The organism is Fuscovulum ytuae (genome assembly GCF_029953595.1).
Lineage (GTDB): Bacteria > Pseudomonadota > Alphaproteobacteria > Rhodobacterales > Rhodobacteraceae > Paragemmobacter > Paragemmobacter ytuae.
This window is the reverse complement of the sequence record NZ_CP124535.1, coordinates 3,358,348-3,373,103: the sequence shown is the minus strand read 5'-3', so window position 1 is coordinate 3,373,103 and position 14,756 is coordinate 3,358,348. Positions and strand designations below refer to the sequence as shown.

13 protein-coding genes are annotated in these 14,756 nt (G+C 63.7%); 10 read left to right on the top strand and 3 right to left on the bottom strand.

Annotation, left to right across the window (positions count from 1 at the left end; translation table 11 throughout):
• Positions 1–8: 8 nt before the first annotated feature.
• A complete protein-coding gene (locus QF092_RS16310; RefSeq protein WP_281465506.1) occupies positions 9–1,070 on the bottom strand; it encodes an ABC transporter permease in 1,062 nt (353 codons plus the stop codon).
• Positions 1,071–1,199: 129 nt separating this feature from the next.
• Positions 1,200–2,222 (bottom strand): substrate-binding domain-containing protein, encoded by a 1,023-nt coding sequence (locus QF092_RS16305; RefSeq protein ID WP_281465504.1) that lies wholly within the window; start codon positions 2,220–2,222, stop codon positions 1,200–1,202.
• A 226-nt stretch (positions 2,223–2,448) separates the two neighbouring features.
• On the opposite strand from QF092_RS16305, the gene QF092_RS16300 reads away from it, so the two are divergent.
• The 9 genes from QF092_RS16300 to QF092_RS16260 all read left to right on the top strand — a co-directional run bounded on the left by QF092_RS16300 (position 2,449) and on the right by QF092_RS16260 (position 13,131).
• Positions 2,449–3,648 carry an ROK family transcriptional regulator gene (locus QF092_RS16300; RefSeq protein WP_281470070.1) on the top strand — a complete coding sequence of 400 codons (1,200 nt, stop codon included), beginning with the start codon at positions 2,449–2,451 and terminating at the stop codon, positions 3,646–3,648.
• Between the two features lie 207 nt (positions 3,649–3,855).
• A complete protein-coding gene (locus QF092_RS16295) occupies positions 3,856–6,699 on the top strand; it encodes a monovalent cation/H+ antiporter subunit A (protein WP_281465502.1) in 2,844 nt (947 codons plus the stop codon).
• Position 6,700: 1 nt separating this feature from the next.
• A complete protein-coding gene (locus QF092_RS16290; RefSeq protein ID WP_281465499.1) occupies positions 6,701–7,051 on the top strand; it encodes a Na+/H+ antiporter subunit C in 351 nt (116 codons plus the stop codon).
• Positions 7,051–8,556 (top strand): monovalent cation/H+ antiporter subunit D, encoded by a 1,506-nt coding sequence (locus tag QF092_RS16285; protein WP_281470068.1) that lies wholly within the window; start codon positions 7,051–7,053, stop codon positions 8,554–8,556. The genes QF092_RS16290 and QF092_RS16285 overlap by 1 nt, the downstream gene beginning before the upstream one ends.
• Position 8,557: 1 nt before the next feature.
• Entirely contained in the window at positions 8,558–9,049 is a 492-nt protein-coding gene (locus QF092_RS16280; protein ID WP_281465498.1) for a Na+/H+ antiporter subunit E, read from the top strand.
• Entirely contained in the window at positions 9,046–9,315 is a 270-nt protein-coding gene (locus tag QF092_RS16275) for a K+/H+ antiporter subunit F (protein ID WP_281465496.1), read from the top strand. Before QF092_RS16280 ends, QF092_RS16275 begins: the two co-directional genes overlap by 4 nt.
• A complete protein-coding gene (locus tag QF092_RS16270) occupies positions 9,312–9,704 on the top strand; it encodes a cation:proton antiporter (protein ID WP_281465494.1) in 393 nt (130 codons plus the stop codon). The genes QF092_RS16275 and QF092_RS16270 overlap by 4 nt, the downstream gene beginning before the upstream one ends.
• A gap of 93 nt (positions 9,705–9,797) precedes the next feature.
• Positions 9,798–10,784: a deoxyribose-phosphate aldolase gene (gene deoC / locus QF092_RS16265; protein WP_281465492.1), complete on the top strand. Its 987-nt coding sequence runs from the start codon at positions 9,798–9,800 to the stop codon at positions 10,782–10,784.
• A gap of 4 nt (positions 10,785–10,788) precedes the next feature.
• On the top strand, positions 10,789–13,131 hold the full coding sequence (locus QF092_RS16260; protein WP_281465491.1) for an aldehyde dehydrogenase family protein: 2,343 nt from the start codon (positions 10,789–10,791) through the stop codon (positions 13,129–13,131).
• Positions 13,132–13,245: 114 nt separating this feature from the next.
• Here QF092_RS16260 and QF092_RS16255 read toward each other — a convergent pair whose 3' ends face one another.
• Entirely contained in the window at positions 13,246–13,800 is a 555-nt protein-coding gene (locus tag QF092_RS16255; protein WP_281470066.1) for a YqgE/AlgH family protein, read from the bottom strand.
• Positions 13,801–13,941: 141 nt separating this feature from the next.
• Between QF092_RS16255 and QF092_RS16250 the strand changes: the two genes are divergently transcribed.
• Entirely contained in the window at positions 13,942–14,745 is an 804-nt protein-coding gene (locus QF092_RS16250) for a protein-disulfide reductase DsbD domain-containing protein (RefSeq protein WP_281465489.1), read from the top strand.
• Positions 14,746–14,756: the final 11 nt, after the last annotated feature.

The following is a 14,756-nucleotide window of genomic DNA, read 5'->3' as shown; positions in this document are numbered from 1 at the left end:
GTCCTCCCTTAGCCCGAAACCTTGCGGATCCACTGGTCAATGGCGACAGCGCCGATGATCAGGATACCGGTCAAAAGCACTTTCCATTGCGGGTCTGCGCCCAGCATGTTCAGACCCATGCTCATCACGCCCACGATCAGCGTCCCGAACAGCACGCCAAGGATCGACCCGCGCCCACCAAAGAGCGAAATCCCCCCGATCACCGCAGCGGTGATGGCCTGCAAGTTGAAGTCCGTCACCACGGTAGAAGGCGAGATTGACCCGTTCCGCCCAATCGACACCCAGGCCGCCAGCCCCGCGATCAGGCCTGCCAGCGTATAGGTCTTCAACAGCACGCGGTTCGTCCGGATTCCGGCCAGATCGGCGGCATCGGGGTCATCGCCCACCGCATAGATATGCCGCCCGAAAGCCGTGTTGTTCAGCATATACCAAAGACCCACATAAAGCGTCAGCATCGCCACCACGCCCAGCGTCACCACAGCGCCGCCAAGCTTGAAGCTGATCCCGAAGATGTGCAGCCATTGGGTCTGCGCCGTTAGGTCCGCCTCTCGTAATGTGGCGTTTTCTGAATAAATCAGACAGATCGCCATAATGATGTTCCACGTGCCCAGCGTCACGATGAAGGGCGGCAGTTTCAGGCGCGACACCAGATACCCGTTCAGCGCGCCCCCACCCCCTGCAATCAGGAACCCGGCAAGGATGGCCACCATTGCTGGCATTTCATAGGCCAGCACGAAATTCCCCATGATGACGAAGGCAAAGACCATCACCACCCCGATCGACAGGTCGATCCCCGCCGTCAGGATGACCAGCGTCTGGCCTGCGGCAAGGATGCCCACCACCGCCACCTGCTGCATGATCAGCGTCAGGGTATAGGCCGAAAAGAACCGCTCTCCGCGCGCGAAGCCAAAGAAAATGACCAGCGCGACCAGAACGATCATCGGCACCGCGGCCGGGTTTGAATGCAGGAAATGCTGCAACTTGCGCAAACCGCTCCGCCGCTCTTCGAACTGCGCGACGCCTGTCGCGCTTTGCCCAAGCACCTTTTCGAATTCTTGTGGCTGGCTCATCTGTCCCCCCGTTCAACCCGTCATCCGGGCGCTACCTAGACAAAGGGCGGCCCTGATCGAGAGCCGCCCCCGTTTTCTCCCTTGCGGGATGGTGCGGGGGGATAGGCCCCCCGCGCAAGTCTTTTCAGATCAGCCCCAGCAGAGCTCGGTGCCCTTGGCGGTGTCGATCGACGGCACGCCTTCGGCGGGCTTGTCGGTGATCAGCGCCACGCCGGTGTCGAAGAAGGCCTTGCCGGGGGTCGGCTGCGGCTTCTCGCCCGTGTCGGCCCACTTCTTGATCGCTTCCACGCCCAGCGCCGCCATCATCAGCGGATACTGCTGCGAGGTCGCGCCGATCACGCCATCCTTGACCGAGGCAACGCCCGGGCAGCCGCCGTCAACCGACACGATCAGCACGTCGTTCTCTTTGCCAATCGCCTTCAGCGCCTGATAGGCACCCACGGCAGCCGGTTCGTTGATCGTGTGGATCACGTTGATATCGGGGTTGATCTGCAGAAGGTTTTCCATCGCCTTGCGGCCACCTTCTTCGTTGCCGTTGGTCACGTCATGGCCAACGATGCGCGCATCATCCTCGTCGCCGATGTCGTTGGGGTCCTTCACGTCGATCCCAAAGCCCATCATGAAGCCCTGGTTCCGCAGAACGTCCACGGTGGGTTCCGACGGGGTCAGGTTCAGGAAGCCGATCTTCGCATTTGCGGCTTCTGCACCCAGCGTCGCAGCGGCCCAAGCGCCGATCAGCTTGCCAGCTTCCAGGTTGTCGGTCGCGAAGGTCGCGTCGGCGGCATCCGCCGGATCAAGCGGGGTGTCGAGCGCGATCACAACCATGCCCGCTTCCTGCGCCTTCTTCACCGAGTCGACGATCGCCTTGGTGTCGGACGCCGCGATCAGGATGCCCTTTGCGCCATCTGCGATGCAGGCTTCGATAGCGGCGACTTGGCTGTCGTGGTCGCCGTCAACCTTACCCGCATAGGACTTCAGCGAAACGCCCAGTTCGGCGGCTTTGGCCTCGGCGCCTTCCTTCATTTTCACGAAGAAGGGGTTGGTGTCGGTCTTGGTGATCAGGCAGGCCGCCACGTCCTGCGCCATGGCCGGTGCCACCGACAGAAGGGCAAGCGTAGCCGCGCCCGCAAGGGCCTTAGCTTTGAATTTCATCGATTTTCCTCCCAAGAAAATCCGGGGGTGCGCCCCCTCATGTTGCGTGCCGTGTGGGCCTAGGCCCGTTGCGACAGGCCACAAGAAAACTGATTCCCGCCTCCACGTCAAGATAATTAAATCACTCTGATTTATTATTGACAGACTGCCGATTCCCCGCGCATCCTCGCCTGAAATCCGGGCAAAGCCCCGGGCGGGAGGAGACGTGAGACAGCAGGCCGAGACGATGCCAGATCGTCCGTTCCCCGAAGCATCCGGCTTCCGGGGATCGAACCAATCCGGCATGCGCGCCCACAACGAAAGGCTCGTCCTGTCCATTCTGCGTCAGCAGGGGGCGCTGGCGAAATCCGATCTCGCGCGCATGACCGGCCTTTCCGTGCAGACCGTCTCGGTCATCATGCGCTCGCTTGAACAGGACGGGCTTCTTCTGCGCGGCGAACCTATCCGGGGCCGTATCGGGCAGCCCTCCGTCCCGATGTCGCTTGATGCCGAAGGGGCCTTCTTCCTCGGCCTCAAGATCGGCCGCCGCTCTGCCGACCTGATGCTGGTGGATTTCTTGGGCCGTGTCCGCGCCTCGCGCCGCCGCGTCTATCGCTACCCTACCCCCTCTGGCGTCGTGGCCTTCGTGCGCGAAGCACTGCCCGCCGTCTGTGACGCCCTTCCCCCGTCGCAGCGCGACCGCATCGGCGGCATGGGCATCGCCATGCCTTTTCAGCTCTGGAGCTGGGTCCGCTACATCGGCGCCCCGCAAGCCGAGATGGACGCATGGCGTAACCATGACATCGCAACCGAGATCGCGGCCATCGCGGGGATGCCCGTCCATATCCAGAACGACGCCACTGCCGCTTGCGGGGCCGAACTTGTCTTCGGCACGGGCGAAAAGCCGAAGGATTTCCTCTATTTCTACTTCGGAACCTTCATCGGCGGCGGCCTTGTCCTGAACGGCCAGCTGTTTACGGGCCGCACGGGCAATGCGGGCGGCGTGGGCCCCTTGCCCGTTCCCGGCCCCGATGGCCGCCTTGAACGGCTTTTCGACGTGGCCTCCATGTCCCGTCTGGCCGAGATGATGGAACAGGCCGGCGAAAGCAGCGATCACTTGTGGGAACAGCATCTTCAATGGCGCGTTTCGCCGGGCCTTTTGGAAAACTGGCTTCAGCACGCCGCCGAAGGGCTGGCCTATGCCACCCTCTCCGCCGCCGCTCTGGTAGAGCTTGAGGCGGTGATGATCGACGGCTGGATGCCTGCCCGCATCCGCGCCGAAATCACCCGCCGCACCATCGCCGCCCTCAATCGCATCGATCTGTCGGGGGTTGAGCCGCCCCAGATTCGCGAAGGCACCGTGGGCGCCGAGGCCCGCGCCCTTGGCGCCGCTGCCATCCCGCTTGCCCAGCGCTACCTGATCGATCCCGCCGCCCTTCAGGGCTGATTGTCGCAACCCGTCGAAACCTGCGTCCAATCCGCAACGCTTTCGCTGCGGATGCGCCCGATTTGCCGCAACTGCATCTTGATCTGATCGAACATTCTGCCCAGATGGGGTGGGCCCGTCCTAACGGATGCTCTAACTTTTGGGCGAACCCGGACGAATAAGGAGACTGCGTCGAGGGAACGGCGCACAGGGAGAGACCGTTTCACGATGACCCTTGCGCTGATTGCCGCCCTGCCCTTCCTCGGCGCCCTTTTGCCGGGCCTGCTCATCCGTTCTGGCCGCACCGCCTGCGCCACCGTCACCGGATCAGTGACCCTGCTTGCCTTGGTGCTTTTGGGCCTGCAAGCCCCCGCCGTCCTGCGGGGCGAAGTTGTCACCACCCGGATCGACTGGCTCCCCTCCCTCGGCCTGAATGCGAACTTCATGCTCGATGGACTTGGCCTGCTCTTTGCGGGGCTCATCCTTGGCATCGGCCTCCTGATCATCCTTTACGCCCGCTTCTACCTCGCGAAATCCGATCCGATGGGGGTGTTCTACACCTACCTCATGCTCTTCCAAGGCGCGATGGTGGGGATCGTCCTGTCCGACAACATCCTGCTTTTGTTGATCTTCTGGGAACTGACCTCGCTGTCGTCCTTCCTGCTGATCGGCTATTGGAAGCACCTTCCCGAAGGCCGCCAAGGCGCACGCATGGCGCTGGCCGTCACGGGCGGCGGCGGGCTTGCGATGATCGCAGGGATGCTGATCCTCGGCAATATCGCGGGCAGCTATGACCTTTCGGTCATCCTCACGCAGAAAGAGGCGATTCAGGCGTCCGATTGGTATCTGCCCGCGCTGATCTTGATCCTTCTGGGTTGCTTCACCAAATCCGCGCAATTCCCCTTCCATTTCTGGCTGCCCCACGCCATGGCCGCCCCCACGCCCGTCTCGGCCTATCTGCATTCGGCCACGATGGTGAAGGCGGGCATCTTCCTGATGGCACGCATGTGGCCGGTGCTGGCCGGAACGCCGGAATGGTTCTGGATCGTCACCTCGGCGGGCCTCATCACGATGCTGATCGGGGCGAAGATTGCCTTCTTCAAAGATGACCTTAAGGCGCTTTTGGCCTTCTCAACGGTCAGTCATCTGGGCCTCATCACCATGCTTCTGGGCATGGGCACGGCCAAGGCCGCCACGGTTGCCGTTTTTCACATTATCAACCACGCCACCTTCAAGGCCGCGCTCTTCATGTCGGCGGGGATCGTGGATCACGAAACCCATACCCGCGATCTCAAGCGTCTTGGCGGCCTGCGCCACCTGATGCCCGTTACCTTCACCATCGCGGGCATCGCGGCGCTGTCCATGGCGGGCATCCCGCCCTTCAACGGTTTCCTCTCCAAGGAACTGATGCTGGAAGAGGCCGCGCATACCGCCCTCGGCCCGGCATGGCTGCTGCCCGTGCTGGCGACCCTCGCCGCACTCTTTTCCGTGGCCTACAGCTTCCGCTTCCTCGCCCATGCCTTCCTCGGGCCAAAGCGCGATGATTACCCTCATACACCGCATGACCCCGGCTTCGGCCTCTGGGCAGCGCCGGCGCTGCTCGCCACGCTTGTTGTCCTGATCGGCCTGATGCCCATGACCACCGCCGCCTGGCTGGTCGATGCAGCCTCGTCTGCCGTCACCGGCACCCCGCAAGAGGTGCATATCAAGCACTGGCATGGCCTTTATGCCCCCGCCCTGTGGATGTCGATCGCGGCCGTCGGTGGCGGCTATGCCCTGCTGTCGATCTTCCCCCGTCTCCGCGCCATGTGGGATGCCACCCCGCGCCCCGAAGCGAAGGCCATATTCGATGCCATCATCGAACCGCTTGCCGCCACCGCCCGCAGCGTGACGCAATTCCTGCACAACGGCTCGCTGACCCGCGCCATCGCCATCGGCACCATCGCCATCGGCGCGACTGCGCTCTGGGCTTTCGACACGGGCACCCACCTGCCCGGCACGCGCGACATGCTGGCCATCACCCCGGTCACCATCATCGCCTGGGGCCTTCTGATGTTCGCCGCTGTGGGCGTTGCGGTCATGCACCGCAACCGCCTTCTGTCGCTCGTCCTCATTGGGATCATCGGCCTGATCATCTCGCTTGGCTTTGCATGGCTCTCCGCCCCTGACCTCGCCCTGACCCAGATCACGGTCGAGGTGGTGACGGTCGTCTTCATGCTCCTCGCCCTCAATTTCCTGCCCAAGGAAACCCCGCGCGAAAGCAGCCCCGTCCGCCGCACCCGCGATGCCGTCATCGCCGTTGGCGCAGGCACCGGGATCGCGGCGCTTGCCTATGCGCTGATGACCCGCGCCGCGGCTTTCCCGCCGATTTCCGCCTTCCATCTGGAACAGTCGAAACCCGGCGCAGGCGGCACCAACGCGGTCAACACCATCATCGTCGACTTCCGCGGCTACGATACCTACGGCGAAATCATCGTGCTGGGCATCGCCGCCCTTCTGATCTACGCGCTGGTTGAGGCGCTCTTGAAACCCGGCCCCGCCAATGACGCGCTCCACGCCATGGCCGCCACGCGCAAGGGCTTTGCCGGCGACCGCCACCCGCTGCTGATGGTGATGGCCACCCGCTTCATCCTGCCGGTTGCCATGGTGATCGGCGTCTTCATCTTCCTGCGCGGGCACAACCTGCCGGGTGGCGGCTTTATCGCGGGCCTCGTCTTCGCCATTGCCACCGTGATGCAATATATGGCCTCTGGCCTTGCCTGGACCGAAACACGCCAGCGCATCGACCACCACGCCCTCATCGCACTGGGCGCCTTGGTCGCTGCCGCTGCCGGCGTGGGCTCATGGCTCTTCGGCGCGCCCTTCCTCGCCTCCAGCTTCACCTATGTCCATCTCTGGCCGCTGGAAGAGTTTGAACTTGCCACCGCCGCCATCTTCGACCTTGGCGTCTTCCTCTGCGTTCTTGGCGCGGTGATGCTCGCCCTCAACTCACTCAGCCGGCTGGCCCGCCGCGCAGGCGAAACCACCAGCGCCGATCCCTATTCCGTGGATCGCCCGGAAGGGGGAAACTGACATGGAAGCCCTCATCGCCATCGCCATCGGCACCCTTACCGCCAGCGGCGTTTATCTGATGCTGCGCCAGCGCACCTTCCCGGTCATCATCGGGCTGACACTCGTTTCCTATGCGGTGAACGTGTTTCTCTTCACCGCAGGTCGCCTCGTGCCCGGCCTGCCCGCCATCATCGCCAAGGATGCGGCGGGATACACCGACCCGTTGCCGCAGGCGCTCGTTCTGACCGCCATCGTCATCTCTTTCGGCATGACCGCCGTCATCGTCCTTATGGCGCTTGGGTCATGGCTTGAGGCGGGCCATGACAAGGTCGACATGGACGATGAGAAAGACGAACAGGAGACCCGCGCATGATGTATCACTGGATCATCGCGCCCGTCGTCGTTCCGGCGATCCTCGCGCCGCTCGTCGTGCTGGTGATGCGCAACGACCTGACCTTGCAGCGCGTCTTCGGTCTGGCTGGCACCTTGGCGCTGGCGGCCATCGCCGCCGCCCTTCTTTTCGCCGCCAGCCATAACGGGCCCGAGGTTTACCGCCTCGGCAACTGGCCCGCCCCCTTCGGCATCGTTCTGGTGCTGGACCGTCTCTCGGCCATGATGCTGATGCTGACGGCCCTGCTTGCCATCGCGGTGCAGCTTTACGTCATCTCCACCAATTGGGATGCACGCGGGCGCCATTTCCATGCGCTCTTCCTGTTCCAGATGATGGGCATCAACGGGGCCTTCCTGACAGGCGATGCCTTCAACCTTTTCGTCTTCTTCGAAGTGCTGCTCATCGCCTCTTACGGCCTGATGATCCACGGTGCGGGACGCGACAGGCTGCGCGCGGGCGTTCAATATATCGCCTTCAACCTCATTGCCTCGACGCTCTTCCTTTTCGCGCTGGCCACGGTCTATGCCGTGACCGGCACGCTGAATATGGCCGATATCGCGGTCAAGGTCGCGGCCCTGCCCGAGGGCGATTTGGCCCTCATCCGCGTGGCGGCCATCCTGATGCTGTCGGTCTTCGCCATCAAGGGCGCGCTGGTACCGCTGCAATTCTGGCTGCCCGGCACGTATGCCAACGCGCCCGGTCCTGTGGCTGCCCTCTTCGCAATCATGACGAAGGTTGGCGCCTATGCCATCTTGCGCACCAGCACCCTGATCTTCCCGCCCGATACGGCGGCGACCGGCAGCATGGTGGCCGACCTGATGCTTCCCGCCGCACTTGTCACCCTTGCCGTGGGCTCCATCGGCATCCTCGGCGCGACGACCCTGCCCCGACTTGCGGCCTTCTCGGGCATCGCCTCCATGGGCACAATCTTCACCGCCTTCGCCGCCTTCACGCCCGAGGCGACCTCGGCCGCGCTCTACTACCTTCTGCATTCCACCCTCGCCACGGCGGCAGTCTTCCTGATCGCCGATCTGGTGACCGACCGGCGCGGCAACGCCACCCTCACCGCCCAGCCGCGCATCGCGCAACAAGGCCTCATCGCCGCGCTCTTCTTCGCCAACGCCATCGCGCTGGCCGGGATGCCGCCCCTGTCGGGCTTCATCGGCAAGCTGATGGTGCTGGACGCCCTGCGCGCCGATGCCGCGCTGATCTGGACCGTGATCCTCGCCTCGTCCTTCCTGATGGTTCTGGGTTTCGGTCGGGCAGGCTCCACCCTCTTCTGGAAATCCCATGCCACTGGCGAACCGGCCGACCCGCATCACAGCAGCGAACCCTTGGCCTTCGCCGCCATCGGCGGCCTTCTGGCAGGTCTTGTCCTGCTCACCATCTTCGCCGGCCCCGTGAAGGATTGGCTCGACACCACGGCGCAGGCAATCCACGCCCCCGCCGCCTATATCACCGCCAACGATCTGCCGGGGGTGAACTGACATGCTCCGCCGCCTTTACCCCCATCCCTATCTGTCGCTCTTCCTCGTGGTCACGTGGTTCCTTCTGGTGAACCAATGGAAGGTCGGCTCCCTCGTCATGGCGATCTTCCTCGCCACGGTGATCCCGCTGCTCACCGCGCCCTATTGGCCGCACCGGCCAAAGCTCAACAGCATGCCCGCGCTTTTGTCCTATGTCGTGCTGGTGGTCTGGGACGTCATCATCGCCAATATTCAAGTGGCCAAGATCGTCCTCTTCATGCCGCGCGACCGCATCCAATCGGCATGGATCCGCGTCCCGATCGAGTTGAAATCACCCGAGGCCATCGCCCTTCTGGCGGGCACCATCACCATGACCCCCGGCACTGTCACCGCCGACATGTCCGCCTGTGGGCGCGTGCTCCTGATCCACTCGCTGCACGCCCCCGACCCCGACGCCATCCGCGACGATATCAAGTCGCGCTATGAATCCCGGCTGAAGAGGATCTTCGAATGATCACCTACGCCCTTGCCTTCGCGCTTGTCTGTTTCGGCCTTGGCCTGATCCTGAACCTCTGGCGCCTTGTCCTTGGCCCCACCGTGGCCGACCGCGTCCTTGCGCTCGATACGATGGTGGTGAACGTCATCGCCATCATCGTCCTTTACGGCATCCAGACCGGCCTCGGCATCAACTTCGAGGCGGCGATGCTCTTCGCCATGACCGGTTTCGTCGGCACCGTCGCCTTTTGCAAATACCTCCTGCGGGGGAGCGTGATCGAATGACCTACGCCCTCGAAATCGTGCTCTCTATCCTGCTTGTCGTCGGCGGCCTCTTCGGCCTCACAGGCAGCTACGGCCTCATCCGCCTCAAGGACCGGATGCAGCGCCTGCACGCCCCCACCAAGGCCTCCACCGTCGGCCTTGGAACGGCCCTTCTGGTCTCCATGTTCCACGGCCTTCTGATCGGCACGGGCTTTTCGTGGCAAGAGGTGCTGGTGATGCTCTTCATCTTCGTCACCGCCCCCATTACCGCCAATTACCTGTCCAAGGTCCATCTCCATTCCCGCCACTATGATGGGCAAACCCCGACCACAGGCGTCAGCCGCGATTGGGCCACCTTCGACGAAGCCCCCGAAGACCCGGAGCCGCAGCTTCCCAGCCGCGATTCCTGACCGAAAGGTCAAAAATTAGCCGATCAACGCCACCCCGCCCTTGCGCGGGGCCTCTCCCCCGTGCATCTTCCCTCCGTCCGAAGGGAGGACCGCGTGACCACTCTCACCCCCAGCCCGACCCAATTGCCTCAGGTCGCCCATCCAAGGAATGAGGGGATGCCCCTCGACCTCGACTGGGTCGCCGCCGTGCAGGCCAATACCTCCGCCATCGAACGCCGCGCCGCCACTTTGGGCGGCCGCCGGTCGGTCAAGAAGGACTGGCAGGCGGCATGGCTTCTCAAGGCCGTCTCGCTGATCGACCTCACCACCCTCTCGGGCGACGATACATGGGGCCGCGTCGAACGCCTCTGCGCCAAGGCGCGCCAACCCGTCAGCCCTTGGATGCTGGAAAAACTGGGGATGGAGGGGCTCACTGTCGGTGCCGTCTGCGTCTACCACGACATGGTCGAAACCGCCGTCCGCGCGCTTGAAGGCAGCAATATACCCGTCGCCGCAGTGTCTACAGGCTTCCCCGCAGGCCTTTCGCCCTTCCATCTGAGGATCGAAGAGATCCGCCAATCCGTCGCCGCTGGCGCGCGCGAGATTGATATCGTCATCTCCCGCCGCCACGTCCTGACCGGCAATTGGCAGGCGCTTTACGATGAAATGCGCGAAATGCGCGAAGCGTGCGGCCCCGCCCATGTAAAGGCGATCCTTGCTACGGGCGAACTGGCCACCCTGCGCAACGTCGCCCGCGCCTCGCTCGTCTGCATGATGGCGGGGGCCGATTTCATCAAAACCTCCACGGGGAAAGAGACCGTCAACGCCACGCTCCCCGTCTCGCTCACCATGATCCGCGCGATCCGCGATTATCAGGACCGCACCGGCATCAAAGTCGGCTACAAACCCGCAGGCGGCATCTCCAAGGCAAAGGACGCGCTTCTTTACCTCGCCCTGATGAAGGACGAACTCGGCCACCCATGGCTGCAACCTGATCTCTTCCGCTTCGGCGCCTCGTCCCTTCTGGGCGATATCGAACGCCAGCTTGAACACCACCTGACCGGCCACTACTCGGCCGCCAACCGCCACCCGATGGGATAAGACCATGACGATCAAGGAAATCTTCGACCGCATGGAGTACGGCCCCGCCCCCGAAGGCAATGCCGAAGCCAAGGCATGGCTCGCCAAACACGGCGCGACCTTTGGCCATTTCATCGACGGCGCCTTCACCAAACCAGGCCAGACCTTCGCCACGAAGAACCCGGCCAATGGCACCGACCTCTCCCAAATCACCCAAGGCAGCGCAGCGGATATCGACGAGGCCGTCGCCGCCGCCCGCCGCGCGCAACCGAAATGGGCACGCCTGCCGGGTCACGCCCGCGCTAAATATCTCTACGCGCTGGCCCGCCTGATCCAGAAACACGCCCGCCTTCTGGCGGTGTTGGAAACCATGGACAACGGCAAACCCATCCGTGAAAGCCGCGACATTGACGTGCCGCTCGTCGCCCGCCATTTCTACTACCACGCAGGGCTGGCGCAGCTGATGGACAGCGAACTTCCCGGCCACGCCCCCCATGGCGTCTGCGGCGCGGTCATCCCGTGGAACTTCCCCCTTCTTATGCTGGCATGGAAGGTCGCCCCGGCCCTTGCCGCAGGGAACACCATCGTCCTCAAACCGGCCGAATACACCCCCCTCACCGCCCTCCTCTTCGCCGAAATCACGCGCGAGGCGGGGCTGCCCAAGGGTGTTTTCAACATCGTCACGGGTGACGGCGACACGGGCGCGGCCCTTGTCGCCCATCCCGGCGTCGACAAGATCGCCTTCACCGGTTCCACCTCGGTCGGCAAGGCCATCCGCCGCGCCACAGCAGGCACGGGCAAGGCGCTGACGCTCGAACTCGGCGGCAAATCTCCCTATATCGTCTTCGACGACGCCGATATCGACAGCGCCATCGAAGGCCTCGTCGACGCCATCTGGTTCAATCAGGGTCAAGTCTGCTGCGCAGGCTCGCGCCTTTTGGTGCAGGAAGGCATCGCCCAGCGCTTCCACGAAAAACTGAAACGCCGGATGGATGGCCTCCGCCTTGGCGACCCTTTGGATAAATGCATCGACGTAGGCGCTGTGGTCGACCCGGTTCAGCTCGCAACCATCACCGACATGGTCCGCAGCTCCGACGGCGACATCTACCACGCCAAGACGCCCATCCCGCCGCAGGGCTGCTATTACCCGCCCACCCTCATCACCGGCCTCGGCACCGCCTCCCGCCTGATGCAGGAGGAAATCTTCGGCCCCGTCCTCGTCTCCATGACCTTCCGCACCCCGGCCGAGGCGGTGGAACTGGCCAACAACACCCGCTACGGCCTTGCTGCCAGCGTCTGGACCGAAAACGTCAACCTCGCCCTCGATATCGCGCCAAAGATCAAGGCAGGCGTCGTCTGGGTAAACGCCACCAACCTCTTTGACGCTGCAGCAGGCTTTGGCGGGGTGCGGGAAAGCGGCTTTGGCCGCGAAGGCGGCTGGGAAGGCCTCATGGCCTATCTCAAACCCGCCCGCACGGCGAAACCCCTGAAACCTGTCCCTGCCATCCCCGAACCCAGCAACTTCGCCCCCCCGGCGCTGGACCGGACGGCAAAACTCTTCATCGGCGGCAAACAGGCCCGTCCCGATGGCGGCTATTCCCGCGCCGTGTTTTCGGCCAAGGGCAAACATCTCGGCCATATCGGCCTCGGCAACCGCAAGGACATCCGGAACGCGGTCGAGGCCGCCCATGCCGCCAAAGGCTGGGGCAAGGCCACCGGCCATAACCGCGCGCAGATCCTTTACTACATCGCCGAAAACCTCTCGGCCCGCGCCGCCGAATTCGCCACTCGCCTGAAAGACCTGACCGGCAAGGATGGGCACGCAGAGGTCGAGGCCTCGATCGCCCGCCTCTTCACCTATGCCGCCTGGTCCGACAAATTCGACGGTCAGGCGAAATCCGTCCCCCTGCGTGGGATTGCGCTGGCCATGAACGAACCCGTCGGCGTCATCGCCGCCCTCTGCCCGGACGAGTCCCCCCTTCTGGGCCTCATCTCGGCCATGGCCCCCGCCATCGCCATGGGCAACACCTGCGTGCTGGTCCCCTCCGACCCCTTCCCCTTGGCCGCGACCGACCTTTATCAGGTGCTGGAAACCTCTGACCTGCCCGCAGGCGTGGTGAATATCGTCACCGGGTCACCTGCGGAACTGGCCAAGCCGCTGGCAGGCCATATGGATATCGATGCGCTCTGGTCCTTCTGCTCAACCGATCTGTCCAGCCTGATCGAAGGCGAAAGCGCGACAAACCTCAAGCGGACATGGGTCAACAACGGCCGCGCCCGCGATTGGCTTGGCGCTGAAGGGGAAGGTCGGGAATTCCTGCGCCACGCCACCGCGATCAAAACGGTCTGGGTCCCCTACGGCGAGTGACGAAAAATCTTCCCGAAGATTTTTCCCAAAGGGGCTTTCGAACGAAAGCCCCCGCAAATTTTCCACGGAAAATTTGCCCCCCCGAAAATTTTTCGCCGAAAAATTTTCGCTCCCTCAGGCTCGGCCAGCCGCCGCTGACAGGGTCAGCGGATCGATTCCCATCCCCCGCAGGGCCCCTGCCCATTTGCCCGCATCGTCCTGCGAAAAGACAAGCCCTTCGCTGGCCTCTGCAATCAGCCAGCCATTGGCCTTGATTTCGGTCTCAAGCTGCCCCGGCCCCCACCCGGAATAGCCCAGCGCAAGAATGGCCTGCGCCGGACCTTCGCCCCGCGCCAGCGCCTCGAGGATATCCAGCGTGGCGGTCATGCCGTAATCATCGCCCACCTTCATCGTCGTAGGGCCTCCGGCATAATCGCGCGAATGCAGCACGAACCCCCGCCCCCGCTCCACCGGCCCGCCGACATGCACGCGAATGTCCCGCCCCAAGGGCGCGCGTGGAATCTTCAACTGCTCCAGCAAGTTGCGAAAGTTCAGATCGGGCGACGGGCGGTTCACGATCAATCCCATCGCCCCCTCGGCCGAATGGGCGCAAACCAAGATGACGCTTTTGGCAAAGCGCGGATCGCCCATCCCCGGCATCGCCACCAGAAGCTTCCCGTCCAGTTCCAGATCAGCCATCACCGATCCCCTGCCACCGCTTCACCTTCTCTCAAGATGGGCCTGTTGCCCCCCGGCCTCAAGGGCAAAGCTGACACATCCTGTCGCCGGAACGTGATTTCCACTCTGCGTCGTCCTGCCTATCTTGGCGACATGCGCCAGATCATCCTTCTTTCCGCCCTTCTCTGTGGCACCTTGCCACCCGCCGCCCGCGCCTTTTCCCCAGAAGAGGTGATGGCAGGCCAGATGCGCCCCGGTTGGCAATTGTCCGATGGCGGCCATATGACCGCCCTGCACCTGACGCTCGCGCCCGGATGGAAAACCTATTGGCGCAGCCCCGGCGATGCCGGCATCCCCCCGATGTTCGACTGGACGGGCAGCGAGAATGTGAAAACCGTCCTCTTCCACTGGCCCCGTCCGCATGTCTTTCACCTCAACGGTCTGCAAACCGTGGGCTACAAGGGCGAACTTGTCCTGCCGATCGAGGTGACGCCCACCGATCCGACCCGCCCCCTGCGTCTGAAGGGCAGCGTGGAACTTGGCGTTTGTGACGATATCTGCCTTCCCGCCACCTTCGATTTCGATCTGGCCGTGCAAGGCCCCGGCGCGCCCGACCCTGTCATTGACATGGCCTTGGCCGATCGGCCCATCTCGGGCAAAAGCGCGGGCCTTTCGCATATCGGCTGCGTGATTGACCCCATCGCCGACGGTATCCGCATCACCGCGACCTTGGACATGCCCCCCGCTGCGGGTGAAGAGGTGGTGGTCTTCGAAAGCGGCAAGGCCGGAATCTGGGTATCCGAGGCAGCATCGTCACGCGATGGCAACCGCTTGATGGCCAGCGCCGAGATGGTGCCGCCACAAGGCACGCCCTTCTCCCTTGATCGTTCGGGGGTCACCGTGACCGTGATCTCCGACCATCGCGCGGTTGAGGTCAGGGGTTGCCCCGCCCCCTAGGCGCAGCATGG